We start from the raw sequence: 24,825 nt of genomic DNA, 5'->3' as shown, positions 1-24,825 counted from the left end.
AACGGCGCACTCCGCGCGCTGGGGGTCATCAGCGCATCTCGGCGCTATAGTGGAAAGCGGTGGCGTCGCCCCAGGTGGTGCGCAGCTCGATGCACTGGCCGCCGAGGTCGAAGGCCTGACGGTCGACACGGATCCCGGGCGCGCCCTCAGGCAGGTCCAGCAAGGCCGCGGTTGCGGCATCCAGATGACCGAAGGTCAATTCGTCGTTGGCACGCGCGACCGTCACGCCGCACAGGCGCGCGAGCATCGGGTAGAGCAGGTCTTCCCATTCGCCCGGCGGCAGGTCGCGCAACGCGGCGAAACGGGCCAGCGGCAGCAGGATGTCCTCGGCGAGGACAGGCTTCCCGTCGAGCAGCCGCACGCGCTTCACGCGCAGCGCGCCGTCGCCGGTCTCCTGGCCGAGCGCCTTCGCCTCGGCCGCGCGCAGGCGCACCGTCTGGCAGCGCCGGATCTGCGCCGTCGGCGGTCCGTCCGCGGGACCGCGGAAGCGGAAGAAGCGCAGCAGCGACGGGCCGTTCAAGCCTTGCGTGACGAAGGTGCCCTTGCCGTGCACGCGTTGGATGATGCCCTCGGCCGCCAGCATGGCGACGGCCTGCCGCACCGTGCCCAGCGCGACGCCGAAGCGCTGCGCGAGGTCGGTCTCCGACGGGATGGCCGCGCCGGCGGACCACTCGCCGTCGATGATGCGCTGTCGCAGGTCCTGCGCCAGTTGCGCATAACGGCTGACGCCGGCGGCCGGGACGCGACCGTGGTCCGCAGTGCCCGGTGTGCCCGGTGTGCCCGGTGTGCCCGGTGTGCCGGACGTCCTCGAAGCCCGGGACCGCGGAGGACTCGGGGGGATCGGAGGGCTCTTTGCACGCTGACGGCTGGCTGTACTCAAGTCAGTTTTCCTATAGTCCTCTATAGGACTAGAATTCGTTCATGATGCCGACGCCCCTCCCCGCCGTCAAGCCCGAAGGTCAGCCCGAGGCCGTGTCCCCGCCCCTCACGGGCGTGGTCGACACGCACTTCCACGCGTTCGATCTGACGACCGCCGGCGCGCCGGGATCGCGCTATGTCCCGGCCTATGCCGCGCCGATCGAGGCCTGGGATGCGGCGGTCACGCCGCACGGCGTGTCGCACGGCGTGCTGGTGCAGCCGAGCTTCCTCGGCACGGACAACGCGCATCTGCTCCAGCTGTTGGCGCAACGTCCCGCGCAACTGCGGGGCGTGGCCGTCGTCTCGCCCGATTTCGCGGTCAACGACCTGCGGCGCATGGACGCGCTCGGCGTCTGCGGCGTCCGGCTCAACCTGGTCGGCACCGACCACCGCATCGACGAGGCGCTGCATCCGCTCTTCGATCAGCTCGAGGCGCTGTCCTGGCACCTGCAGGTCCACACGGACCACGGGCGACTCGCGGACGTGCTGCGTCAGCTGCCCGAATCGCTGACGGTCGTCGTCGACCACTTCGGCAAGCCGGCGTCGCCGACCGAGGTGAGCGGCCTGGTCGCCGGTCAGCACGACCGGCTCTTCGTGAAGCTCAGCGCCCCCTATCGGCTGGCGGAAGGTTGCGAGGCCCAGGACCTGGCAGCCCGCTGGCTGGACCGCGTGGGACCGATGCGGCTGGTGTGGGGCAGCGATTGGCCGTGCACCGCCCATGAGGCCTCGCAGGCCACGTCGGCATCGCCGCGGTGGCTCGCTGACTGGCTGGCTTCGGACACGATGACCGAGGTCGTGCTCACCGACAACGCGCTCAGCCTCTACGGCTTCTGAGCGGCTCCTGAGCGGCGTCCGAGCGGCCCCGCCGCCAGCCGGGCTACACTCCGCCCCGCAGTGCCTTGCGCGCTGCCGTAGGCGTTACCGTCATCCAACGCGTCCTTTGTCGAGAGGAGCCCAGCGGGGCAGTTCTCGATGAATCGTGACGCCGTTTCGATGACCGCCTGCAGCGCCTGCCCGGGTCCCCTCACGCCCGGGCGTCCTTCTGCCGGTCTGGTTTGCGGCTTCACAGCAATCCGGTTCCCAGAACCCAGAAGGACTTCCCATGAAACTCACCGGCAACACCATCCTCGTCACCGGCGGCTCCAGCGGCATCGGCCGCGCGCTGGCCGAAGCCCTCCATGACCGCGGCAATCGCGTCATCGTCACGGGCCGCAGGCAGGCCTTGCTCGAGGCCATGAGCTTCGCGCGGCCGGGCCTCGTCGGCCTGGCGCTCGATGTCGACGACCCCGCCTCGCTCGCGCGATTCACGGCGACCTTGCGGGCGCACTTCCCCGAACTCAACGTCGTCATCGCCAACGCCGGCATCTCCCGCACCGAGGACATGACCCGCGATGCATGGACCGCGGACGATGCCGAGGCCATCGTGCAGACCAACATCCTGGGCGTGGTGCGCGTCGCGGCCGCGGTGCTGCCGCTGCTCAAGGGGAAGGCGGACGCGGCCTTCCTGGCGACCGGCTCGGCGCTGGCCTTCGTGCCGCGCGCGGACTTCCCGACCTACTGCGCGAGCAAGGCCTTCCTGCATTCCTGGCTGCAGTCGCTGCGGCATCAGATGCGCCACGTGCCGATTGAGGTCCTGGAACTGTCGCCACCCTACGTGCAGACCGAATTGACCGGCGCGCAGCAGGCCAGCGATCCGCGCGCGATGCCGCTGACGGACTACGTCGCCGAGGTGCTGCAGTTGCTCGAGGACGGCCGGACGCCGCGCGGCGAAGTGCTGCTCGACCGCGACCTCCCACGCCGGTGGGCGGAGCGCGACGGCAGGTACGAGACGCTCTTTGCCGCGATGAATCCGGGTTGAGCGGCGCGCTGAGGCGCTGAGGCGCTGAGGCGATGAGGCGATGAAGCATCCAGGCGCCGAGGCGGGGTCAGCCCGCCGAGTGGCAGACCGCCTCGATGTTGTGCCCGTCCGGATCGATGACGAAGGCCGCGTAGTAGTTCGCGTGGTACTTCGGACGCAGTCCGGGCGGGCCGTTGTCCTTTCCGCCGGCCGCCAGCGCGGCGCGATGGAAGGCATCGACCTGCTCGCGGGTCTGCGCGACGAACGCGATGTGGAGCGGCGCCGTCCGCTCCGCGGTCTCGAACAGGCACAGCGACGCGTTGTTGCTGCCGCAGATCTCGATGCCGTAACTCGGCACACCCTCCCCGCCGATCGTGACGCCGAGCGGTCCGAGCGCCTGGAGATAGAACGCCTTGCTCGCGGCATAGTCGCGGACACCGAATTTGACGTGGTCGAACATGAGGTCTCCTGAAGCGATGACCCATCATCGCGCCATCCGCCGAGAGACCCCGCACGCGGCACCTCGCCAACCCTTGCCGGCCCCTCGCCGACCCCGCTCTCGCCGGATGAGCCTTCCGGGCCATTCCCCGGATGACCGACTCGCGGGTACGCTCGCCGCGATGTCATCAATTCGACACAATCATTCGATAGGCGTCGCCGGCGTGGATCCCGGCGTGCTGTCCTGGTGGCGTGCCCTTCGCGGGATCGCCGCGCTGAACGTCTGCCTGTGGCTGGCGGTGCTGCAGTTCGTGCCGATCAGCAGTGTCCAGGCGCACCTGCACCTGGCTTTGTCCGGCGTCTACGTGCTGGTCTGCGCCTACCGCTCGCTGTTTCCCCGCGTGGATCTCGAGCGGCTGGTCGTCGTGGACACCCCCTCTCCAGCATCTTCCTGGGCCGCACCGCGGCCACGATCGCGGAGATCTGCTTCGCGCTGCAGCTGGGGCTGCTGGTCCATCAGCTGGCGGCGCATGCCGGCATGCCGGCGGTCCAGAAGGCCGCGTGGGCGATCCCGCTGTTCATGGTGATCGCCCAGTGCTTCTGCTGGCACAGCGTGCTGACGCTGAACCACATCACCCAGGCGGTCGAGTCCTCGCTCTGGGCGGCGGGCTTCAGCTGGATGGCCATCCTGCTCGGCATCATCGCGGTGAACAGCAGCGGCTGGGTCCACGTGGTGGCGCTCTTCGGCATCGTGGGCGCGACGGGCTTCGTCGCCTACGTGCTGAGCGTGGACGTGCCGATGTACTGCCGTCGCTACCGCGAGGGACGCGCACGGGGACTCGTCTACATGCGCCTCGACGAAGGCGCGCGCGACGCCTGGCACCGGCGCGTGCCGAGCGGCAGCTGGGTGGCGTGGAAGGCCGATGCGCTCTGGCTGACGCCCTACTTCAGCTTCGGGGTGTGGGCGAGCATCGCGATGGTCTGCGTGCCGGGGGCTTGAACATCCGAAGGGTCGACGCCGCCCGCTGATGGCAGCGCGCATCGACGTCCGTCGACATGACGGACGGTCGGCCACATCAGCGCGGACACGCCGACGCAGCAGAGACCCAGGACGAAGAGCTGCGGCAGCAGGCCGATGCCGGCGTCGATCAGCCGGCCGCTCACGCCAGGGCCCAGCGCCGAGGCGAGCACCAGGCAGGCGGAGACGAGGGACCGGATCGCACCGAGATGACGGGTGCCGTAGACCTCCGGCCACAACGCGCCGAACAGGGCCAGCGAACAGCCGTTGGTAATGCCGAAGAGCGCCATGAAGACGAAGGGCACCCAGCCGCCCGGGGCGACGGCCAGCAGCATGCACCCGGCGCCGAACGGCAGCAGATAGGCCCACAGCAGACGGGTGGCCGACCACCGGTCCACGAGATGCCCCGCGATCAGCGAAAAGAGGATCGTCGAGGCGGCCAGCACGCTGAACGATGACGCGAAGGCAGTGAGGCTCCACCCCTTGATCTGCACCAGCAGCACCTGATGGAAGAACAGTGTGTTGGAGATCAGCGCCGGAGGCAGCATGCCCAGCAACAGCAGGTAGAAGGCGGGATCGCGCAGCACTTCGGCGCGGGTCCATTGGCGGAGGGTGTCCTGTCCGGTCGCATCCCCGCCGGACGGCGTGTCCGCGGCTCGCTCCGTGGCCGCCGTCGCCGCAAGCAGCGGCAGGACGCACACGATCAGCACCGCCGCCACGATCCACCAGTTCCCGCGCCAGCCCAGCATGGCGGCCAGCGCGATGCCGGCCGCGGGCAACAGCGCCTGGCCCAGGTTGAGCCCGAGCGTCGTGAGCGCCAAGGCGCGGCCGCGGAGGTGCGTGAACCAGCGGCCGATCAGGGTGAAGCCCAGGTGGGTCATCATGCCCTGGCCGAACAGACGCAACAGGAAGAGCGCCACGAAGAGCACGGCGACGTGACGCGCGCTGGCCAGCAGCGCGGCGCCGACACCCAGCATCAGCACGGACGCCGCCACGACCCGCCGGGCCGCTCGCCGATCGATCAGCCCGCCCAGGCGCGGCAGCGTCAAGGCGCTGAGCAGCGTGGCCACGGTGAACAGCGTCCCGAACTCGCCGTGGGACAGCCGGAAGTCCCGCCGGATGTCCTCGGCGCTGAGCGAGACGAAGAAGGTCTGCCCGAACGACGAGATCAGGAAGAGCGTGAAGCCGGTCGTCAGCCAGCGGGCTTGCGTCCTGAGAAATCCGAGGAGGTTCATGCGGGTCCGTTCAGCGGTGCCGACCGGATCGGTCAACCGCTGACGGCCATCGGTCGGCACCCGGGATCGGATTCTCGGCAGAACGGGTTACATCGCAAGCACAGGAATGCCGGCGCTCACCGGCGGCCGGTCAGATCGGCGACGCCGCCACCAGGTGCTCGGACAGGAACCACACCTGCAGCTCGTTGGTCCGCACGACGTCGCTGACCAGCAGGTCATCCGTCCCGGAATCACCGGCGTCGCTGGCCTTGTCGGCCTGCTCGCGCGCATAGGTGAGGATCATCGTGTGCGCCTCGATGAGGCGGTTGAGCTGCACCGTCGCCGGCTCGCGGCCGCGGGGCGGCCGGGGGATGCGCGTCTCCTCCGCGATGTCCGCGGCCATCGCCAGCGAGACGCCGCCCAGGATCTGGATGCGCTCCGCCAGCAGGTCGACCAGCTCGACCTGGGCCTCGTAATGCTTGTCGAAGAGCAGATGCAGCTGGTTGAAGGTCGGCCCGACCACCTGCCAGTGATGCTTCTTGTACATGTCGCGCAGCGTGATGGTGTCGGCCAGCACCTGGTTCAGCGAGGCCACGCTCTTCTTGACGACCGCCTCGGACATCCCGTGCGGCATCTTGATCACTTCGCCGAAGCGCTGCGTCTCCTGCGACCGGTTCTCACCAGCCTTGCTGAGAGTGGGGGTCGTCGCAGCGTGCGCGGCATCGACGCGGCGGGGCTTGGACGGGGACTTCTTCTTCGTGGCCATGCGGAACTCCAAGAGAGGAAAGGGAAACCGCCAGGAAGGCAAGCCGCGATCCCGAGGGAAACGGGGGGACGATCCCGGCGTCCGAAGCGCTCAAGGATCCCCTCGGCCACCCGACGCACCGTAGACCTGGCCGGTGGCGTAGCTCGACTCCGTCGAGGCCAGCAGCACGTACACCGAGGCCAGCTCCGCGGGCTGGCCTGCGCGCCCCATCGGCGTGTCCACGCCGAACTTCTGCAGCTTTTCCTGCGTCTGGCCGCCGCACACCTGCAGCGGGGTCCAGAACGGTCCCGGTGCGACGGCGTTGACGCGGATGCCTTGCTTGGCCAGTTGCTTCGCGAGCCCCTTGGTGAAGATCAGGATCGCGCCCTTGGTGGACGCGTAATCCAGCAGGTTTTCGCCAGGGTCGTAGGAGTTGACGGAGGCCGTGTTGATGATCGAGCTGCCCGCGGACAGATGCGGGATCGCGGCCTTGCTCAGCCAGAACGGTGCATAGATGTTGGTCTTGAAAGTCCAGTCGAACTGCTCGGTGGAGATGTCCAGGATCGACTCATGGCTCTGCTGCCGCGCGGCGTTATTCACCAGGATGTCCAGACCGCCGAGCTCGCGCACGGCATCCGCCACCAGCTTCTCGCAGAAGGCCTCGTCGCGCAGGTCGCCCGGCAGCGCGACCGCCTTGCGTCCGGCATCGCGGATCAGCTCGATCACCTCGCGCGCGTCGGGTTCCTCATCCGGCAGGTAGTTGATCGCGACATCCGCGCCCTCGCGCGCGAAGGCGATCGCAGCCGCGCGGCCGATGCCGCTGTCGCCGCCGGTGATCAGCGCGCGACGTCCGGTGAGCCGGCCGTGCCCCACGTAGGTCTTCTCGCCGTGATCGGGCGGCGGCGTCATCTCGCGAGCGAGACCCGGCCACGGCTGCGACTGCTTGGGGAAGGCGATCTTGTCGGAAGATGTCACGGGTGTACTCCTCGGATCGATGCGGTGTCTGCGTCGACTGCGAAACGGCAACACGCATGCCCGCGGGTGCGAGCTACGCGCGGCGCAGCCGCTGCAGGTGCGTCGCGAAGCCCTCCGGCGCGCGACCGTCCTGGCGCGCGCTCGTGACGACGCGCACCGTGTTCGTCCATGCGATGCGCACGCCGAGTGCGTGGAGCCGTTCCACGAGCGCGACATCCTCGCGCGTGCGCAGCTGCGGGAAGCCGCCGGCCCGCCGATAGGCGCTCGCGCTCACGCCGAGGTTGGCGCCATGAATGTGCCGATGGCCCTCTGCATCGGTGTAGCCGACCTCGTACGCCGCCCGCTCCGCGGCGGTGAAGCCTGTCCAGTCGCCGACTTCGACTACGCCGCAGACTGCCTCGCTGCGCAGCGCCAGCTGCCGGGAGAACCAGCCCGGCGCGACGACCGAGTCCGCGTCCGTGAACGCCAACCAGCGCGCGCCCTGCTCGATCAGCGCCTGCGCGCCCGCCGCGCGGGCGATGCCGACGTTGCGCGCCTCGATCGCCAGGCACTGCACGCCGGTCGCGCGGGCGATCTCGGCGGTGCGATCGCCGCAGGCATCGAGCACGACGACGATGCGCACCTCTTCTCCCCGCAGGTCGGGATGACGCGCCGCGCGCCGCAATGCCGCCAGCGCGCGGCCGATCAGCGCCTCCTCGTTGTGGGCCGGCACGACCGCGCCGATCACGGCCGCAGCCCTTCGCGACGCGCCACGGAACGGCTGTCGGGACTCCAGACCTCGACGACGAAATCCTCTTCCTCGTGGCGCAACAGCCGCGACCAGGCGAAACGCTCCTGCAACGCGGCGGCCAGCAGGCGGTGCACCTCGTCGCCGCTGCGCAGATAGTCGCCCTCCGGATGACGCCAGTGGCTGGCGATCAACGTGCCGCCATCGGTCAGACTTGCCGCCGCGCGATCGATCGTCTCGCGCAGCGCGCGGTCGTCGAGGTAGTAGCCGATCTCGCTCAGCACGATCAGATCGAAGCGTCCGTCGGGCCACGCTGCGGGAATCGAGGTGTTTTGAACGGCCACATGCGTCAGCGCGGCGAGTCGGTCGCGGGCGTGCGCCACGGCGGCCGCACTGACATCGGTACAGAGCAGCCGATCGCAACGCGCCGCGAGTTCGGCGCTCAGCTCACCGTTGGCGCATGCCGGCTCGAAGGCGTTGGCGTAGCGCTCGGACGGCAGGCTGGCCAGGAGTTGGGCCCGCTTGCGACGCTCGTACCAACGCGTGCGATATCCCCAGGGATCGGGGTCCTGGCTGAACAGGGTCTCGAAATGATCGGCCAGCGTGGCCGAGGACGCCGTCGACGGCGCATGCTCCGGCGCGCCGGACTGCGCGAGCGGCTGCGATGGCTTTCGCGCCGTCATGCCGAGGGCTCGGGTACGAAATAGAACTCGGCGGATCGCAGCAGTCGATCCACCGCTTCCGGGAACAATACGGGCGGGCGTTCGCCGTCCGGCGTCAACTGGCTGCGATGCTCGGACAGCGCGAGCCATTTGTCTTCCAGCGCGCGACCGGACAGCGACAGTTGCCGCAATCGATGCCAGGGGATGGCGGCATCGCCGGGTCGCGCCCAATGCCAGGTCCAGACCGGCATCTCGATCAGCGTGGCGCCCACGGCGCGGACCGCCTCCGCGCAGGCGCGGCCGACGGTCTCATGATCAGGATGGCCATCGTGACGCCACGTGGTGATGACGACATCGTCAGACCGCAGCCGTCTGGACAAGACGTCGACCAGCGACCGCTCGTGACTGTCCACGCGGCCATCGGGCAGGCCGAGCGAATGCACCGGAGCGCGGATGCCCAGATGCCGCAGTCCCCGGAGACGCTCCAGCCGCCGGCGCGCGGCGAGGCGTTCCGGCGTCCAGTTCGTCGAACCGGGATGGCTGGCATCGCCGTCGGTCACGCCGATCACCTCGACGAAAGGGGCGGTGCCCCGCGAGACTGACGAGACAGGCCGGGTCGCACGACGACGGGCCGCGAGCAGGGACAGCAGCCCGCCGCAGCCCACGACTTCGTCGTCCGGATGCGGCGCCACGACGACGACCCGCGCTCCGGGAGGCACCAATTCGTCCAGCGAGGTCAGCGGCGATTGCCACAGCGGCATCCATTGCCGCCAGATCGACTCGGGTGTCCCGAGGCCCTCGATCCGGCGACGCGCAGCGGGCTCGCTCGCAGGCTGTTTCTGCCGGAGGTCCCGGATGGCGTGATCGATCGTCAGAGCGTCCATGCCGTCTCCGCTTGTTTCATGAGTTCATTGCCCAGGGCGGCCAGATCCCGGTCGCCATGGCTCTGGCGGATGAACACCGGCAGATCCGCGGCAAGACGGGCAAAGGCCTCGTCATGACACAGCGGACCCGCGCCCATTGCGCGCGTCGCGGCACGCAGGACCTGTTGGGCGCATTCATCGCTGGCGGCGCGGGTGCGCAGCGCCCAGGTGCGCGCATCGGCGTGGGGATGACGATCGATCCAGTCGGCCGCCTCGCGCAGCAGCGCGGCATTGGCGCTCAGCGTCCGGTCCACCTCACCCAGTGCGAGCGTGCGATGCCACCCTGGATCGCCGCCTTCGTCACCGGCGTCACGCGCGGCCCCTGCGGCCGCAACAACCTGCGCCTTCAACGCGCTGCCGACAGCGCACGCCGCGCCGTGCCAGCAGGCCGCGATGCCGATGCCACCTTGCCAGAATCCGGGGCGGGACAGATAGAACCCGGCGTGACCGATCAAGCGCGCAGGCGTCGCTTCAAAGCGCACCGAGGCGCTGGCGGAATCCGCCATGCCGACGGCCTTCCATCGCGAGGCATCCACGGCCACACCGGGCTGCCGCAGATCGACGTCGGCGAGCCAGGGGCCGTCGCCCGAACCGCCCTGCCCGTCCGCCCCGGTGTTCTCTGGCCAGACCGTCAGCAGCGCGCGATCCAGCGCGGCAGCGCCGGAGCACCACGCCTTGGTGCCGGACAGGACGACCGTGCCTTCAGCCGCGCCGCCTGACGTCGGCCGGAAGCACACGCGCGCACCGGGCGGTTCCGCCGCCCACATGCCGTAGGCGGCGTGGACCTGGCACGGACCGGTCGCAGGCGACTGGCCGGCCTCCGCAAGGATGGCCATCGCGTCGGTGTGTCCCTCGAAGAGCTTCACGAGCGACAGATCCTGCGCGGCGATTGCCGCCAACGCGGCCCAGCGCGCCAGGGTCCGCCCCTGACCCGGAAGCGGCAGATCCGCCTGCCCGGCGTCGATCAACGCCCGCAATGGCAGGCCTACGTCGACGACGCCGGTGGCGGCCCCGGGGAACTTCACGTCGGTGCTCAATGTTTCGCCTGCTCCTGCGCCATCAGTTCCTGCTTGCGCTGCAGGATCCGCTCGCCCAGCTCGGCCATGTCCAGCCCGGCCTTCTTCGCCTTGGGGAACATCTCGTTCTGCTCTTCCTTGACGTGATGCTTGACCCATTCGCTCATGACCTTGACCTTGGCGTCGTAGTCCTCGCCGCCGGGCTCGACACCGTCGACGGCGGCGATCAGGTCCTTGATGCTCTGGTGCTCGACACGCGCCTCGGGCACCAGCGTCTTGTCCTTCAAGGCCGCCTGGACCTCGGGATAGAAGATCTCTTCTTCAACCTGCGCGTGGACCGTGAGCTCCAGGCAGATCTGCGCGACCAGCTGCTGCTTCTTCGCGGTGGAGCGCGACTTCTCGAATTGCTCGAACAGCCCGCTGACCAGCTTGTGATCGGCGCGCAGCAGGCTCACGGCGTCCGGCGACTTCGCGCGGGCGGGCGTCGTGCGGCGGGTGGCCGATTTGCGGCTCGTCGTCGAGTTGGTGGTCGTGGAAGGCATGGCAGTTCTCCTGGCGGTGATGGCTGGGACGAGGCGCCGATCGGGCGCGCCGCAACAAGCTCGATAGCAAGCGCGGTGCCCGCCGCGAATGCCGATGTCAACGGGCTTCGTCGGATGCCGGCGTCGAGTCCGCGTCGTCCTCGTTCTTCCGTATGCCGCGCAGATTCAAGGCGAACAGCCCGACCTGCAGCACGATCAACGCGTACGACTGTGTGAAGGCGCCCCACACGCACCACAGCACGTTGCTGAGCACGAAGACCCAGAAGCCCCAGGTGCGCCGACGCGCGCTGCGTCCGCCGACCAGCCAGGCGGCGGCCAGCGTGACGACCATCGCCGGCCATTGAAGTGCGTTGAACAGGGCATCCATGCCGTACCGAGGCAAGCGGCTCTCCGACGGACCTGCGCCGGAATGAAGAAAGCCCCGGCATGCCGGGGCTTGGGAGCGGGCCGACGACGGGAAGCTCCCGCGCGGCCCTGCAAGGGCGTCAGCCCTCAACGATCCTCGCGCGACGAGTCGCTGCCCTGATCCTGATCGTCGCGGGAGGCGCGGTTGGACTGGTCAGGCGAGGTCTGCGGGTTCTGCTGCCGCGAGCCCGGGTTCTGGCCCTGCTGGCCGCCGCCGGGCTGGCTCTGCTGCGGCGACTGCCGCTGGCCCTGGGACCCGGAGCCCTGTTGCTGGCCGCCGGGCTGGTTCTGTCCTTGCTGGCCCTGCTGATGCTGTTGCTGCGTCTGCTGGCCTTGTCCGCTCTGCGGTTGCTTCTGGTTCTGCGAATTGGGTTGCTGAGCCATGGTGGTCTCCACGTTGTGCGCGCCGGCAAAGACGCCGACATCGGTGAACCGGCAATGCGCATGCCCCCTTGCGGGCAGCGGGGTCATCGACGCGACGGCATCGAGGCGGTGCGCCGCTTGCCATGCCTTGTCATCACCATCGTTCAGGAGTCCGCCCGCATGTCCGCCACCGTCAGCGACCAGATCCTCGAACGACTCCACGCGTGGGGTGTACGCCGCGTCTTCGGCTATCCCGGCGACGGGATCAACGGCCTGATGGGAGCGTTCGGCCGCCAGCAGCTCGGGCTTGAATTCTTGCAGGTCCGGCACGAGGAACTGGCGGCCTTCATGGCTACCGCCCATGCCAAGTTCACCGGCGAGGTGGGCGTGTGCATGGCCACCTCCGGCCCCGGCGCAATCCATCTGCTGAACGGCCTATACGACGCGAAGGCCGACCACATGCCGGTCGTGGCGATCGTGGGCCAGAGCGCCCGCAGCGCGATCGGCGGCGACTACCAGCAGGAGGTCGATCTGCACAGCCTGTTCAAGGACGTCGCGCACGAGTTCGTCCACACCGCGATGGCGCCCGCCCAGGTGCGCCACCTGATCGATCGCGCGGTGCGCATCGCGCGGGACCGGCGCACGGTGACCTGCGTGATCGTGCCGCACGACTTGCAGGAGGAAAAGGCGGTGCCGACGCCACCCCGCTCGCACGACACCGTCCACACCGGCATCGGCTGGACGGCGCCGGCGGGCGTCCCCGCCGACGCACAACTGCGCGCCGCAGCGGACATCCTGAATGCCGGCCAGCGCGTGGCGATCCTGGCCGGCGCCGGCGCGCTGCACGCGACGGACGCGCTCATCCAAGTCGCGGACCGCCTGGGCGCGGGCATCGCCAAGGCGCTGCTCGGCAAGATGGCCGTTCCCGACGACCTGCCCTTCGTGACCGGCAGCATCGGCCTGCTCGGCACGCAGCCCAGCTGGACCTTGATGGAGGAATGCGACACGCTGCTGATGGTCGGTTCACACTTCCCGTATTCGGAGTTCCTGCCCAAGGAAGGCCAGGCGCGCGGCGTGCAGATCGACATCGACGGGCGCCACGTGTCCACGCGTTATCCGATGGAAGCGAACCTGATCGGCGACAGCCGCCTCACGCTGGAGGCCCTGCTGCCCCTGCTGACGCCCAAGCCGGACCGCATCTGGCGCGACCGGATCGAGGGCCAGGTGCGCGACTGGTGGCAGGTGCTGGAAGCGCGCGCGATGAACGACGCGAAGCCCGTCAATCCGCAACGCGTTTTCTGGGACTTGTCTCCCCGGTTGCCGGACGACGTGATCCTGACCTGCGATTCCGGCACGGCGGCCGGCTGGTACGCGCGGGACCTGAAGGCCAGACCCGGGATGATGGGGTCGGTGTCGGGCGGCCTGGCCACGATGGGCTGCGCCGTGCCGTACGCACTCGCCGCCAAGCTCGCCCACCCGGGACGCCCGGTGATCGCGCTGGTCGGCGACGGGGCGATGCAGATGATCGGCATCAACGCGCTCATCACGATCGCGCACCGCTGGAAGGACTGGGCGGATCCGCGCCTGGTCGTGATGGTGCTCAACAACGGCGATCTCAACATGGTGACCTGGGAGCAGCGCGTCACCGCCGGGGATCCGAAGTACGCGGCCTCCCAGGATCTGCCGGCATTCCCGTACGCCGACTACGCGAGGATGCTCGGGCTGGAGGCCGTGCGGGTCGACCGGCCGGAGGACGTGGCGCCGGCCTGGGACCAGGCGCTGCGCGCCACGCGGCCGGTGCTGCTGGAAATGGTCGTCGATCCGGACGTGCCGCCGCTGCCGCCGCACGTCGAGCCCAAGCAGATGCTGCAGTACGCCAAGGCGCTGCTGCAGGGCGACCCCGATGCGCGCGGCGTCATCGCCGCGACGCTGCGCGAGGTCTGGGCTTCGGTACGGAGGAAATGACCGTGCGCATCGGCACCGCCGGCTGGAGCATTCCCAAGGCCGTTGCCGCATCCTTCCCCGGCGGGGGCAGCCAGTTGGCCCGGTATGCGCGCGTGCTGGAATGCGCCGAGATCAACACCACGTTCACCCGCACGCACCGCGCCGCCACCTTCGAACGCTGGGCGCAGGAGACGCCGCCGGACTTCCGCTTCTCGGTGAAGCTGCCTCAGGCAATGACCCATGAAGCGCGGCTGAAGGTGCCGCGTGCGGAGGTGAAGGCGTTCACGGCATCCCTCGCCGGACTGGGCCGCCGGCTCGCTGCATTGCTGGTGCAGCTGCCGCCTTCGCTCGAGCTGGACACCCGGTCGGCGCGCGCCTTCTTCCGCTCGGTCCACGCCGGTTTCGGCGGCGCCGTGTTGTGCGAACCCAGACATCCGACGTGGTTCAGCGAATCCGCGGAGCGGCTGCTCGTCGAGGAACGCGTCGGGCGCGTCGCCGCGGATCCGGCCCGACCGGCGGGCGCCGGCACACCAGGCGGATGGCTGGGCGAGCACGGCGATGGACGCGGCGCCATCGTGTACTACCGCTGGCACGGCTCGCCGCGGATGTACTGGTCGCGCTACGAAGACGACTGGCTGGCCGCCCGGGCGGCGGAGATCGCGCGATGGCCGAAGGGCACGGAGGTCTGGTGCGTCTTCGACAACACGGCCTCCGGCGCGGCGGCGGACGACGCCTTGCGCCTGCAGGCGTTGCGGATGCAATCCCTGCCGGGCCAGCGGCTCATGCGTCGATAGGGTCGATGCCGCGGCCGAGATCGCCGGGCAGCAGCAGCTGCGGCGTCTCCGCGAAGGTCCAGGTGTGCCTCCTGCAGAAGAACGACCAGGTGACGTCGAAGCGTTCCGCGGGCCAGGCAGCGGGGAGGCCGTCGTCCTGCAGGATCGCCTCCGCCAGCCGGGGCAGACCGTCATGCCGCCAGCACACCAGCACGGGACCGTCCAGCGCCCGCAGCGCCGCGGCGACGTCCTCGGGCGCGTCCTGATCGGACCAGCGCTCGTCCACGGGCAGACCCAGGAACTCCGCCAGCGGCCGCACGGTGTCCGCGGGCCGCGTCGATGGATGCCGACCTGTCGGGCGCGCCGCGACGATGTGCCGTGGACAGCGGATGGGCCCGCCGTCGCCCTTGCTGCCCGCTGATCCGAAGTACCGCACCAACGCACCCGCCCTCCGCCATCCCGGCACGCTGAGCGACTGGGCATCCGGGGCGCCGGTGCCGTTCACGCCGCCGGCATCCGTCGTCGGCTTCTCGGCGTGCCGGATCAACATGATGAATTTCGACATCGTTCACACCCGGTCATGACAACGTGATGGCAAGGGCGATGCCACCCCATCGCGTGACCGACTGGACGCTTTCGGCGTCGACGTCAGGCGTGTGTCCGCTTTGACATCAAGGCGCTACATCTCGCCAATCAACGCTGTTCATCATCGTCCGATACCTCAGGAAAGCAGGTGCAGGACTGTCGCGGTGCAGTCCGGCATCCGGTCGTCACACCGCGCGGAAAGTCCCCAGATGAACATCACATCCTCTCCGGGAGGCGGTTGGAGCGCTTCTCAGCGCATCGCCGAGCGGTTGAACGTGAGCGGCACGGAAGCCGCCACGGCCACCACCAGCGTCAAGCGGAAGAACAACGCCGCCTCCGACGAGACCGGCGATCAGGCCCAGGGCGGACCTCCGCAGGGCCCTCCGCCCGGTCCGCCGCCGGAGTTCCAGATGTTCATGAGCACCAGCCAGTTCGCGTCGTTCGGCAAGTCGAGCACCGGCGACGACACCGGCTCGACATCGACGTCCACCGGCGCCACGAACACCACCAGCACCGGCAGCACCAGCGCGTCGACATCGAGCGACGCGGCCTCCGCGGCGAAGGCGCTCTACGACGCGATCGACACGAATGGCGACGGCGAGCTTGGCAGCGATGAAGTGGACGCTTTCAAGCAAGCACTGTCGCAGGCCGTGCAAGCCGAGGTGTCGGGGGCCGGACGTGGCCCAGGTGGCCCAGGTGGCCCCGGCGGTCCGGGCGGCCCACGTGGGCCGGGCGGACCAGGCGGTCCCGGCGGACCTGGGGGCGCGGGCGGCAAGGACCCCATCGCCTCGCTCGACGAGGATGACGATGGCAGCGTCAGCGCCGAGGAATTCGGCCTCGACAGTGCCGACGACCAGGCCCAGGCGCTGTTCTCCGCGATCGATGCCGATGGCGACGGCGCCCTCAGCGGCACCGAGCAGGAGACGTTCAAGCAGAAGATGCAGTCCGCGTTCTCCGCCACCGCCTGAACCCTGACCGGTCGGGGCGACCCGTCACCGGTCACGCATCGTGTGTCGAATAGACTGCGCGCCACCGCCGTTCATCGACACACGCGCGAATGACCGGGGTCCACGGAGACTGGATTGAAGACAAGCGCCGCCCCATCTCAACCGCGCACCGAAGCCGAGGTGCGCATCGACCTCGCTGCCGCCTACCGCCTGGCCGCGCTGGCGGGCTGGGACGACACGATCTACACGCACCTGTCGGCCGCCGTGCCGGGCGAACCCGGCGTCTACCTGCTGAATGAATTCGGCCTGGGCTTCGACGAGGTCTGCGCCTCCAGCCTCGTGAAGGTCGACGTGCGTGGTCGTGTCGTCGACGGCACCGGCCGCCGCGTCAATCCGAGCGGCTTCGCGATCCACGGTGCCGTGCACGCCGGTCGCCCCGACGTCGAATGCGTGATCCACCTCCACGCGCCGTGGGGCGTCGCCCTGGCGATGCTCCCGGGCGGACTGCGGCCGACCTCCCAATGGGCGATGCGCCTGCACGGCCGGCTCGGCCGCCATGCCTATGAGGGCCTGGCGCTGGGCGCCGACGAGCAGGCCCGCCTGGTCGCCAACCTCGGCGCGCTCGACGGACTGATCCTCGAGAACCACGGCACGCTGACCGTCGGCCGCTCGGTGGCCGAGACCTATCTGCTGATGCACATCCTCGAACGCGCCGCGCAGGCGCAGCTTCGCGCGATGGCCGCCGGCGGCGGCCGTGTGCTGCAGGTCGACGAGGCGCTCGCCGAACTCACCCATCGCCAATGGATAGGCGACGGCACCGAGCGCGACGGCGACGCCGAATGGCCCGCGCTGCTGCGCCGCGTGGACCGGCTGTCGCCCGGATTCCGAGACTGAATTCCCACCACTCCCAGGAGCCCACCCATGCCCACCCTCCGCGTCGAACTCTTCGAAGGCCGCACGCCGCAGCAGAAGGCCGATCTGGCCAAGGAACTCACCGAGGCCTGCGTCCGCGTGCTCGGCGGCAGCGCCGATGGCGTCGATGTCGTCTTCTTCGACATCAAGCGTCAGGACTGGGCGACCGGCGGCGTGCTGTGGAGCGAAAAGGGCAAGTGATCCGCGAGGGCTTCAGCACTGCCACGGCCGCTGGCCCTCACCCCCACCCTTGTATGTAGCAAAGTACGCCCAGGCCGCCACAGGCCGATCCGCCCAGGGTAGGCGCTAAGGCGCGATGCCGAGGGAGAGCGAGGGTCGTGGCGGCCTACTTCGGTCGCCGTGACGGATAGCCCGAACGGTTGTGAGGTCCATCGAGGCCGTATCGAACACAAGGAAGGGCACCGTCATGAGCGACGAGATCTTTGTTGGCGTCGACGTTTGCAAGGCTTGGCTGGATACGGCCCAGGTCTGCAGTTCAACCACAGCCGTGCCAGGCGAGTTGACTGCGCGGGTGAACAACGATGAGGCCGGGCGGGCGGAGGTGGTGAATCAGCTCAAGCGACTGTCGCCGACGCTGGTGGTGCTGGAGGCCACCGGTGGCTTCGAGGCAGCGCTGGCCAGCGAGTTGTGCGCAGCAGGCATCGCGGTGGCCGTGGTCAATCCCAAGCGGGTGCGCGACTTCGCTCGGGCGGCCGGCGTCCTTGCCAAGACGGACCGGCTGGACGCTCAGGTGTTGGCTGAGTTTGCCCATCGCATGCGCCCCCAGGTGTACGCGCTGCCTGACGAGACGCAGCAAGAGATCATCGAGTTGGTGGACCGACGAGCGCAGCTGGTGACCATGCGCGCGCAGGAGAAGAACCGCTTGGCCACGGTCAAGCACGTGGCGCGCACGAGCGTGCGACATCACATCGAGTGGCTGGACAAGCGGATCAAGGAGATCGACAAGGATCTGGACGGTCGCTTGAAGGACTCGACGATCTACCAGCCCAAGTACGAGCTGTTGGACAGCGTGCCGGGCATTGGCCGAGTCACGATCTCGATGCTGCTGGGACGCTTGCCTGAGTTGGGCAGCTTGGACCGTAAGCGCCTGGCGGCGCTGGTGGGGCTGGCGCCGATGGCCGACGACAGCGGCAGGCGGCGCGGCCAGCGCTACATCCAGGGCGGACGAGCAGACGTGCGCGCGGTGCTGTACATGGCCGCGCTCACCGCCAGGCGCTGCAACGGGCCGATCAAGGAGCTGTACTCGCGCCTACGCGCCTCAGGCAAGCCCTACAAGGTCGCCATGACCGCGTGCATGCGCAAGCTACTGATCATCCTCAACGCCATCCTCAAGTCCGGTGAGCCTTGGAGAAATCCCACCGTCGCTTGACACGGTTGCTCTCCCGCAAGCGGGAGAGGGAGCACGAGCACCGATCACTCCGGCTCGATGCCCGCGGCCTTGATGATCTGCCCCCACTTGCGCGTCTCCGCTTCCTGGAAGGCGCGCAGCTCGTCCGGCGTGCTCGCCCAGGCGTCCACGCCGGCACCGTCGAAGAAGGTCTTCGCCGGCACGCTGCGCAGCGCGGCGGTCAGCAGTTCGCGCAGCCGCTGCACCACCGGCGCCGGCGTCGCCGCCGGCACGTAGGCCGCGAACCAGTAGCTCATGTCGTAGCCCTTGACGCCGGCTTCGTCGATCGTCGGCACGTCCGGCAGCAGCGGCGAACGCCTGGTCATCGAGAACCCGAGCGCCCTCACCTTCCCCGCCTTGATCTGCGGCAGTCCGGTCGCCGTGTCGGTGATCATGAAATCGACCTGCCCGCCGATGAGATCGGTCAGCGCCGGCGGGTTGCTCTTGTACGGCACATGCAGCAGCTGCGTGTGCGACAGCTGCTGGAACTGCTCGCCCGCGACGCGGCTCGATGCGCTGCCGCTGCCGAAGCTCACCTTGCCAGGCTCGCGTTTTGCACGCGCGATCACGTCGGCCACCGACTTGTACGGCCCGTCGGCCTTGACCACCATCACCTGCCCGCCTTTGCCCAGGCCGGTCACCGGCGCGAAGTCCTTCACCGGGTCGTAGGGCAGCTTGCGATAGAGATGCGGATTGGCGGCCTGCGTCGTGTTGGTCGTGATCAGCACCGTGTAGCCGTCCGGCGCGGCGCGCGCCCCTGTTGCGCCGCGAGCATGCCGCTGGCGCCGGCCTTGTTGTCCACGACGACGGCCAGTTTGGTCTGCTCGGTGATCGCCTGGCCCAACGCCCGCGCCAGCTGGTCCGTCGCGCTGGCCGCGGCGAACGGGACCAGGAAGGTGATCGGCTTGCTGGGATAGCCGCCCGCACCCTGTGCCTGTGCCAGGACTTGCCCCGGCGCGGCCAGGGCGAAGGCAGCGGCGCCTACGGCGCTCACGGCAGACAGCAAGGTCCGCCGGCGGCTGATCGGCTTCGGGAAGGTCATCGGGTCGTCTCCATCGTGTCGTTGTGGTTCGGGATCGGGCGCCGGAGCAGCGGCAGCAGAGGCTCCGGGACTTCCAGGGGCATCGCCAGCACGACGAAGGACAAGGCCTTGCCATGGCTGTCGAGGTTCAGGGCATCGTTGACGCCGCCGTCGAGGACGTCGTCCAGCACGAAGTTCATCGCATTCAGTCGCGGCAGCAGATGGCGCGTCACGCGGGTCGGTCGGCGGGATGAGAATTGGCGGGCCACCGCCTCTTCGGTGAGCTGTTCCACCAGCAGCGGATACAGCGCCGGATGCCAGGCGATCACGCTGATGTTGGACCGGTCGCCCTTGTCGCCCGTGCGGCCGTGGGCGGCGAGGCGCAGTTCGACGGAATGCCTGGTCGATGCAGCCGCCGCGGCCGATGCTGTCGCGGTCGCGGCGCTTGCAAAGGCCTCGGGACTTGCGACGGCCGCCAGCGTCCGGGGCGCCAAGCGCGGGCGCTCCACGGTGCAGGGGCGTCCCTCCGGGAACCCCCAGCACCATTCCGGCCCCAGCCACCCTCGCTGACTTCCGGCAAGCGCGTGATCGCGGGCACGGCATGCTCTCTCGGGAACAGGCAGGAACGCAGACCCAGGCGCGGACGCACGTTCGTCCTCACGCCACCTCCACCCGCCGGACCGCAGGTGTAGAGCGCCGTGACCTCGCGCGTCAGGCGCTCCGCGCCCGCGCGGTCAGCGTGATTCGCCGCGACGCGCAACCGCACATCGCGTGCGTCACCCGTCGGCGTTCTCGCCAAGGCGTCGCCGCCGTCATCACCCAGCACGCTCGTCACGCCGATCAGGTCGACACGCAGCGGTCCTTGCCGGTCGCGCTCGTGCAGCCGGGACCGGAGCACGTCCGCCGCAAGCCGCGCGCGCGCTTCGGCGCCCGGTCCGGCATAGGAAATCTCGCCCTCCGCCAACCAGCCGTTGGCGAAGAACACGTTCGCCTTCAAGGCCCCGGGTCGCGCGTGGCCCCGCACGCCGGACAGCCGCACCTCGTCCGGACCCACCCTCAGCACCTCGGCCTCGCCGATGTCCGCAACGACGTCCGGCGTCAGGTAGGCCGCAGGGTCGTGCAGCTCGTACAGCAGCTGTTCCTTGACGGTGTGCTCGTCGACGCACCCACCGGTGCCGTCGGCCTTGAAGACGGTGCAACCGCCGTCGGATTCGATCCGGACGATGGGGAAACCGACGGTCGCCAGGTCCGGCACGTCCTTGAATCCCGGATCCGCGTAGTAGCCGCCGCAGACCTGCGCACCGCATTCCAGCAGGTGCCCGGCCATCGTCGCGCCGGCCAGGCGGTCCCAGTCGTCGAGCGCCCAGCCGAAATGCGCGAGGGCCGGTCCGACCGTCAGGGACGGGTCCGCGACACGACCGGTGACGACGACGTCCGCGCCCTGCCTCAATGCATCCGCGATGCCCTCTGCGCCGAGGTAGACGTTGGCGCAGGCGATGGTGTCGTCAGCGATGGCATGGCCCTCGCGCGCCAGCGTCTGCGTGAGCAGCGCGCGTTGCCCGGGAGATTCGAGCGCATCGCCACCGACGACGGCAACGAGGGGCACCCGCAGGCCGAGCTCGGCCGCCAGCGCCTGGACGCGGCGTGCGGCAGCGGGCGGATTCGCCGCGCCGAAGTTGCCGACGATCGGGATGCGGTGCGCGAGACAGTCCGCGAGCACCGGCCCCAGCATGTCGTCGAGCAGCGGCTCGAAGCCGGCCTCGGGATCCCGCTGCCGCGCGAGCTGCGCCAGCGCGAGCGTGCGCTCGGCCAGCGTCTCGAAGATCAACACCGCCGGGCCGCCGAGACGGATCAAGGTGTCGACGACCGGCCGCGCGGCGTCGGTGCGGTCGCCGGAGAAGCCGGCGGCGCAGCCGACCAGCAAGGGACCGGTGACGGGTGTCGGAGCGGGCTCTGCCGCGGACGCTGGAGCAGGCACTGGGACGGGTGGCATGTCGTCGACTGTAGGCGCGCGCCGCCTATCGGAGAATTCGATTGTTTTGATCAGCTGATCGGTGAATCAAATGAATGCATCCACGACGGAGTCCTCGGTGGCCAACCTGTCGGCGCGGCAGCTCGCGGCCTTCGTCTCGCTGGCGGAGCTGCGGAGCTTCACCCGCGCGGCGGCGCAGTGCCACCTGTCGCAGCCGGCCTTCAGCGCGCTGATCCGGACGCTGGAGGAGAGCCTGGGCGCGCGCCTGTTCGACCGGACGACGCGCGCGGTCGAGCCGACCGTCGAAGGGACGTTGTTCCTGGAGCCCGCCCGGCGCCTGCTGCAGGACATGCGGCTCGCGACCGACGACCTGCGCGATCACGTCGCGCGCCGCCGCGGTCGCGTGGCGCTGGCCGCCTTGCCGGCGCTGGCGGCGGGCTGGCTGCCGCCGCACCTCGCGACCTTCCGCGCGGCCTATCCGGGCATCGAGCTCGACCTGGCGGACGTGCTGTCGGAGAGCTGCGTGGAGCGGGTCCGCTCAGGCCGCGCCGACCTGGCGCTCGCGGCGGTGCGTGCCACCGCGCCGGAGCTGTCGGTCGAGCCCTTCCTGTCCGACGATTTCTACCTCGTCTGCCGGCGGGACCATCCACTGGCGAAGCGTCGCAGGCCGGCGCTGACGGAACTCGCGCGGCAGCCGCTGATCGGCCTGGCGCGCCACAGCAGCGTGCGGCAGGCGCTGGATGCGGCACTGCCGTCGCAGCCCTTGCGGCCGGTGCTGGTGCTCGAGCAGCTCAGCTCGGTGGCGGGCATGGTGCTCGCGGGTCTGGGCGTGACGCTGGTGCCGGCGCTGACGCTGTTCCACTTCGGCCATCCGGACCTCGTCGCGCGCCCGATCGCCGACGAAGGCCTGCAGCGCCACATCTACCTGATCCGGCGAAGCGACCGGGCGCTGTCGGCCGCGGCGCAGGCGATGGCGGAATCGCTGTGGCGATGGGCCGCGCAAGGGCCGAAGCGCGCGGGCGTGACGGTGCATGCGCCCATCGGCTGAGCCGGGTATCACGCGCGCATCGGGAATCCCCCGCCACACCGGCGGAGGGCTCAGAGGCGCACGCCGCACATGCCGAGCATGATGGCGGTCGCCGCGACCACGGCGAGGCCGGTGCCGGCCGCCACCACGCGTCGACCCGTCGTCTCGGACACGCCATGCGCCACGAGCACCATGCGCAGTCCGCAGAAGGCATGCGTGATGACCGCGGCGACGGCGAGGGCGTAGTACGGCACGAGACGGATGTTCCACGGATCGTCGATCAGCCCCGTCGGCGCGCCGACGGCGAAATCCCAGTCGGATTCGATCTTGAGGAAGCTGCGCGCGAAGTACAGCACCGAGTTCACGTGGCTCGGCAGCGCGACGGCCAGGTAGACGCCGGCGGACAGCTGCAGCGCGCGCATGACATCGCCCGGCCGCCGCGACGCCCGCCAGGCGAGCATCAGCCCCGAGACCACGAGAAAGGCCCCCAGGCCGAGGACGACCGGTTCGATCCAGGGTGAGCGGTAGAAGTGCCGCAGCGTGTGCATCACGGAACGATGCAGCGCTTCGCCCAGCAGACCCAGCACGTGATTGCCGAGATGCCAGGCCAGGAACATCAGGATGAAGGCCAGCGCTGCGGCGCCGTGCGCCATCGGCAGCCATCGGGGCGACGCGCCGGCCGCCGGCGGCGCCAGACGCCGTGTGCGGTCGCCCAGCGCCACGTACGCCGCCATCGATACCCAGAACACGGTCAGCAGCCATCGATCCCAATCGGACACGCCCGCCACGTAGGTGAACACGCCGACGACGACGAAACAGGCCGGCGCACTCACCGACAGCAGCGCCACCCGCCGCGCGCGCAACTGGCCCGCGGTCACCGGCGTGCCGCGCAGCAGCCGGGCCACCGCCAGCAGTGCGAGAAGGGGAATCAGGAAAGCCACGAACAGCGAGGCCGTCACGATGGCCGTGTCGAGGATCCCGCCCGCGCTCGCCGACTCGACGTGCGCATGGAACACCGCCAGCGGCAGCGGATAGAGCGCCGCACCCAGTGGCGGCAGCAGGCCCAGCCACGGCGTCGCCCGTGCGTCCTCGCCCGCCTCGCCCACCTTACCCACCTCACCCACCTCGCGCGCGGCCATCGGCCGCCAGGACACCTCCCTCATGCGAGCGCCGCCCCGAAGCCTTCACCGATCCATGCCCGGGCCGCCGCGTCCACCGCGTCCAGCGGCGCGCGCTCGAAGGCGAGCCCGGTCGCGTGGAAGAACGAGATCTCGTTCAGCCCGATCATGCCGAGGATCGCGCGCAGGTAGGGGCGGAAGAAATCCGGCTGGTGCGCGGTCTCCACGAACATCCGGCTGCCCGAGGTCACGGCCACCAGCACCGGGCGGTCCTTCAGCAGCCCGACCTTGCCGGCCGGCGTCGCCTGGAAGGTGACGTCGCGGCGCACCACCCAATCGATCCAGCACTTGAGCGCCGCGGGCACGCCGTAGTTGTGCACGGGCGTCGCGATCAGCACCAGGTCCGCGCGCACGAGTTCGGCGATGAACTCGTCCGACGCCGCGAAAGCGCCGTCGAATCGGCACCGGGCTTCGTCGGCCGGCAGCAGCACGGACTCCGCATAGGCGGCCGAGATCGGCGGCGGCGGCGTCTCGCCGATGGGACGACGGGTCACGACCAGGTCGTCACCGTGCCGTGCGCGCAGCGCCGCCAGCAGATGCTGTCCGAGGCGCGCGCTGGTGCGATCCGCGCGGGGGCTGCACTCGAGAAACAGGACTTCAAAAGGCTTCATGTCAGATCCATGGAAAAGTGGAGGCCGCGGGCCAGCAGACCCGATCGGAAATAGAAGCGCTGGGCAAGGCTGTTGGACAGCGCGGTGTCGAGCACCAGGCGCGCGCAACCCTCGTCACGCGCGATCCGGCGCAGCGCGGCGAGGGTCCGGTCTCCGATGCCCCGTCCACGTCCCGAGGACGCGGTCACCAGGTCGTCGACGTACAGGAACCGGCCATGGATGAGGTTGTCCAGGCAGCGATAACCGGCGAGCGCGACCGGCGTGTCGTCGGCGCACCCCATGAGCAGGCGGTAACCCTGCGCGCTCTGCCGCTCGACGATGCCGGCGAACGCATCGAAGCCGGTCAGCTGCGGGCGCAGCTGCAGCATCAGCGGATGGCAGGCGCGCAGATCGTCCAGCGTCTCGGCGTGACGGAACGCGATCGCCGTCGTCGTGGCATTCGTCGTGGCGTTCGTCATGGCGTTGGTCATGGCGTTGGTCCAACGGTCGTCGGAATGGCTGCGGGCATGGCGGAGCAAGGCAAGGAACGCGCAGTGTCCCCATCGCGCGGCGCCTCGGACAGGGCCACTTTCGGTGCCGATCACTGGGACAGTCGGAGGTCGGAAACCGGCGTCGATGGCAGGTCCGGATGCCACAATCCCGACCACTTTCAAATGCCCGCAAG

At 69.7% G+C, this 24,825-nt stretch carries 27 protein-coding genes and 2 pseudogenes; 10 read left to right on the top strand and 19 right to left on the bottom strand.

Annotated elements, in window-relative coordinates; all coding sequences use genetic code 11:
* Positions 1 to 28: 28 nt before the first annotated feature.
* A complete protein-coding gene (locus ACQ86G_RS19955; RefSeq protein WP_431256951.1) occupies positions 29 to 880 on the bottom strand; it encodes a GntR family transcriptional regulator in 852 nt (283 codons plus the stop codon).
* Between the two features lie 41 nt (positions 881 to 921).
* Here ACQ86G_RS19955 and ACQ86G_RS19950 point away from each other — a divergent pair, with 41 nt between their 5' ends.
* Together ACQ86G_RS19950 and ACQ86G_RS19945 are read left to right on the top strand one after the other, a co-directional pair.
* Complete coding sequence (locus tag ACQ86G_RS19950) at positions 922 to 1,752, top strand: amidohydrolase family protein (RefSeq protein WP_431256950.1); 831 nt, start codon at positions 922 to 924, stop codon at positions 1,750 to 1,752.
* Positions 1,753 to 2,020: 268 nt separating this feature from the next.
* Positions 2,021 to 2,776, top strand: a complete 756-nt coding sequence (locus tag ACQ86G_RS19945; protein WP_431256949.1) for an SDR family oxidoreductase — start codon at positions 2,021 to 2,023, stop codon at positions 2,774 to 2,776.
* Between the two features lie 67 nt (positions 2,777 to 2,843).
* On the opposite strand, the gene ACQ86G_RS19940 is transcribed toward ACQ86G_RS19945, so the two are convergent.
* Positions 2,844 to 3,215, bottom strand: coding sequence for a VOC family protein (locus tag ACQ86G_RS19940; RefSeq protein WP_431256948.1), 372 nt, complete (start codon positions 3,213 to 3,215; stop codon positions 2,844 to 2,846).
* Between the two features lie 516 nt (positions 3,216 to 3,731).
* On the opposite strand from ACQ86G_RS19940, the gene ACQ86G_RS19935 reads away from it, so the two are divergent.
* Entirely contained in the window at positions 3,732 to 4,193 is a 462-nt protein-coding gene (locus tag ACQ86G_RS19935) for a hypothetical protein (RefSeq protein ID WP_431256947.1), read from the top strand.
* Here the strand turns inward: ACQ86G_RS19935 and ACQ86G_RS19930 are convergent.
* From ACQ86G_RS19930 to ACQ86G_RS19885, 10 genes are all read right to left on the bottom strand, one after another.
* The gene (locus ACQ86G_RS19930; RefSeq protein ID WP_431256946.1) at positions 4,136 to 5,446 is read right to left on the bottom strand and encodes an MFS transporter; all 1,311 of its coding nucleotides are present in this window, start codon (positions 5,444 to 5,446) and stop codon (positions 4,136 to 4,138) included. The genes ACQ86G_RS19935 and ACQ86G_RS19930 overlap by 58 nt on opposite strands.
* Before the next feature lie 130 nt (positions 5,447 to 5,576).
* Positions 5,577 to 6,191, bottom strand: coding sequence for a Dps family protein (locus ACQ86G_RS19925; RefSeq protein ID WP_431256945.1), 615 nt, complete (start codon positions 6,189 to 6,191; stop codon positions 5,577 to 5,579).
* Between the two features lie 90 nt (positions 6,192 to 6,281).
* Positions 6,282 to 7,145: an SDR family oxidoreductase gene (locus tag ACQ86G_RS19920; protein ID WP_431256944.1), complete on the bottom strand. Its 864-nt coding sequence runs from the start codon at positions 7,143 to 7,145 to the stop codon at positions 6,282 to 6,284.
* A gap of 73 nt (positions 7,146 to 7,218) precedes the next feature.
* The gene (locus tag ACQ86G_RS19915) at positions 7,219 to 7,872 is read right to left on the bottom strand and encodes a glycosyltransferase (RefSeq protein ID WP_431256943.1); all 654 of its coding nucleotides are present in this window, start codon (positions 7,870 to 7,872) and stop codon (positions 7,219 to 7,221) included.
* A complete protein-coding gene (locus ACQ86G_RS19910; RefSeq protein ID WP_431256942.1) occupies positions 7,869 to 8,555 on the bottom strand; it encodes a class I SAM-dependent DNA methyltransferase in 687 nt (228 codons plus the stop codon). Before ACQ86G_RS19910 ends, ACQ86G_RS19915 begins: the two co-directional genes overlap by 4 nt.
* Positions 8,552 to 9,226, bottom strand: a complete 675-nt coding sequence (locus ACQ86G_RS19905; protein ID WP_431256941.1) for a PIG-L deacetylase family protein — start codon at positions 9,224 to 9,226, stop codon at positions 8,552 to 8,554. The genes ACQ86G_RS19910 and ACQ86G_RS19905 overlap by 4 nt, the downstream gene beginning before the upstream one ends.
* A 179-nt stretch (positions 9,227 to 9,405) precedes the next feature.
* Complete coding sequence (locus ACQ86G_RS19900) at positions 9,406 to 10,494, bottom strand: acyl-CoA dehydrogenase (protein ID WP_431256940.1); 1,089 nt, start codon at positions 10,492 to 10,494, stop codon at positions 9,406 to 9,408.
* The gene (locus tag ACQ86G_RS19895; protein WP_431256939.1) at positions 10,491 to 11,015 is read right to left on the bottom strand and encodes a hemerythrin domain-containing protein; all 525 of its coding nucleotides are present in this window, start codon (positions 11,013 to 11,015) and stop codon (positions 10,491 to 10,493) included. The genes ACQ86G_RS19900 and ACQ86G_RS19895 overlap by 4 nt, the downstream gene beginning before the upstream one ends.
* A gap of 97 nt (positions 11,016 to 11,112) precedes the next feature.
* Complete coding sequence (locus ACQ86G_RS19890) at positions 11,113 to 11,382, bottom strand: hypothetical protein (protein ID WP_431256938.1); 270 nt, start codon at positions 11,380 to 11,382, stop codon at positions 11,113 to 11,115.
* A 125-nt stretch (positions 11,383 to 11,507) separates the two neighbouring features.
* The gene (locus ACQ86G_RS19885) at positions 11,508 to 11,804 is read right to left on the bottom strand and encodes a hypothetical protein (protein ID WP_431256937.1); all 297 of its coding nucleotides are present in this window, start codon (positions 11,802 to 11,804) and stop codon (positions 11,508 to 11,510) included.
* 159 nt (positions 11,805 to 11,963) lie between these two features.
* Between ACQ86G_RS19885 and ACQ86G_RS19880 the strand changes: the two genes are divergently transcribed.
* Positions 11,964 to 13,748 carry a thiamine pyrophosphate-requiring protein gene (locus ACQ86G_RS19880; protein ID WP_431256936.1) on the top strand — a complete coding sequence of 595 codons (1,785 nt, stop codon included), beginning with the start codon at positions 11,964 to 11,966 and terminating at the stop codon, positions 13,746 to 13,748.
* Entirely contained in the window at positions 13,745 to 14,521 is a 777-nt protein-coding gene (locus tag ACQ86G_RS19875; protein WP_431256935.1) for a DUF72 domain-containing protein, read from the top strand. Before ACQ86G_RS19880 ends, ACQ86G_RS19875 begins: the two co-directional genes overlap by 4 nt.
* Here ACQ86G_RS19875 and ACQ86G_RS19870 read toward each other — a convergent pair.
* On the bottom strand, positions 14,508 to 15,065 hold the full coding sequence (locus ACQ86G_RS19870; protein ID WP_431256934.1) for a hypothetical protein: 558 nt from the start codon (positions 15,063 to 15,065) through the stop codon (positions 14,508 to 14,510). The two genes, ACQ86G_RS19875 and ACQ86G_RS19870, sit on opposite strands and share 14 nt — an antisense overlap.
* A gap of 229 nt (positions 15,066 to 15,294) precedes the next feature.
* On the opposite strand from ACQ86G_RS19870, the gene ACQ86G_RS19865 reads away from it, so the two are divergent.
* The 4 genes from ACQ86G_RS19865 (at position 15,295) to ACQ86G_RS19850 (ending at position 18,334) form a co-directional block, all read left to right on the top strand.
* Complete coding sequence (locus tag ACQ86G_RS19865; RefSeq protein ID WP_431256933.1) at positions 15,295 to 16,053, top strand: hypothetical protein; 759 nt, start codon at positions 15,295 to 15,297, stop codon at positions 16,051 to 16,053.
* 114 nt (positions 16,054 to 16,167) lie between these two features.
* Positions 16,168 to 16,926, top strand: a complete 759-nt coding sequence (locus ACQ86G_RS19860) for a class II aldolase/adducin family protein (RefSeq protein ID WP_431256932.1) — start codon at positions 16,168 to 16,170, stop codon at positions 16,924 to 16,926.
* A gap of 27 nt (positions 16,927 to 16,953) precedes the next feature.
* Positions 16,954 to 17,145: a 4-oxalocrotonate tautomerase gene (locus tag ACQ86G_RS19855; protein ID WP_088404427.1), complete on the top strand. Its 192-nt coding sequence runs from the start codon at positions 16,954 to 16,956 to the stop codon at positions 17,143 to 17,145.
* 226 nt (positions 17,146 to 17,371) lie between these two features.
* A complete protein-coding gene (locus tag ACQ86G_RS19850; protein WP_431256931.1) occupies positions 17,372 to 18,334 on the top strand; it encodes an IS110 family transposase in 963 nt (320 codons plus the stop codon).
* A 44-nt stretch (positions 18,335 to 18,378) separates the two neighbouring features.
* Here ACQ86G_RS19850 and ACQ86G_RS19845 read toward each other — a convergent pair.
* From ACQ86G_RS19845 to ACQ86G_RS19835, 3 genes and pseudogenes are all read right to left on the bottom strand, one after another.
* Positions 18,379 to 19,394 (bottom strand): annotated as a pseudogene (locus ACQ86G_RS19845) (Bug family tripartite tricarboxylate transporter substrate binding protein).
* Positions 19,391 to 19,759, bottom strand: a complete 369-nt coding sequence (locus ACQ86G_RS19840) for an AtuA-related protein (protein ID WP_431261451.1) — start codon at positions 19,757 to 19,759, stop codon at positions 19,391 to 19,393. Before ACQ86G_RS19840 ends, ACQ86G_RS19845 begins: the two are co-directional and overlap by 4 nt.
* A gap of 206 nt (positions 19,760 to 19,965) precedes the next feature.
* Positions 19,966 to 21,297 (bottom strand): annotated as a pseudogene (locus tag ACQ86G_RS19835) (acyclic terpene utilization AtuA family protein); the annotation flags it as partial.
* Positions 21,298 to 21,436: 139 nt separating this feature from the next.
* Between ACQ86G_RS19835 and ACQ86G_RS19830 the strand changes: the two are divergent.
* On the top strand, positions 21,437 to 22,393 hold the full coding sequence (locus ACQ86G_RS19830) for a LysR family transcriptional regulator (RefSeq protein ID WP_431256930.1): 957 nt from the start codon (positions 21,437 to 21,439) through the stop codon (positions 22,391 to 22,393).
* Between the two features lie 50 nt (positions 22,394 to 22,443).
* On the opposite strand, the gene ACQ86G_RS19825 is transcribed toward ACQ86G_RS19830, so the two are convergent.
* Genes ACQ86G_RS19825 through ACQ86G_RS19815 form a run of 3 tightly spaced genes read right to left on the bottom strand, consistent with a single transcriptional unit; the run spans position 22,444 to position 24,745 of the window.
* Positions 22,444 to 23,535: a hypothetical protein gene (locus ACQ86G_RS19825; RefSeq protein ID WP_431256929.1), complete on the bottom strand. Its 1,092-nt coding sequence runs from the start codon at positions 23,533 to 23,535 to the stop codon at positions 22,444 to 22,446.
* Positions 23,532 to 24,161: an FMN-dependent NADH-azoreductase gene (locus ACQ86G_RS19820; RefSeq protein ID WP_431256928.1), complete on the bottom strand. Its 630-nt coding sequence runs from the start codon at positions 24,159 to 24,161 to the stop codon at positions 23,532 to 23,534. Before ACQ86G_RS19820 ends, ACQ86G_RS19825 begins: the two co-directional genes overlap by 4 nt.
* Positions 24,158 to 24,745 carry a GNAT family N-acetyltransferase gene (locus tag ACQ86G_RS19815; RefSeq protein ID WP_431256927.1) on the bottom strand — a complete coding sequence of 196 codons (588 nt, stop codon included), beginning with the start codon at positions 24,743 to 24,745 and terminating at the stop codon, positions 24,158 to 24,160. Before ACQ86G_RS19815 ends, ACQ86G_RS19820 begins: the two co-directional genes overlap by 4 nt.
* Between the last annotated feature and the right edge of the window lie 80 nt (positions 24,746 to 24,825).

The sequence above is a fragment of the Roseateles chitinivorans genome, assembly GCF_050632145.1.
Lineage (GTDB): Bacteria > Pseudomonadota > Gammaproteobacteria > Burkholderiales > Burkholderiaceae_C > Roseateles > Roseateles chitinivorans_B.
The sequence above is the reverse complement of the archived record's forward strand: the minus strand, read 5'-3'. Positions and strand labels throughout refer to the sequence as shown.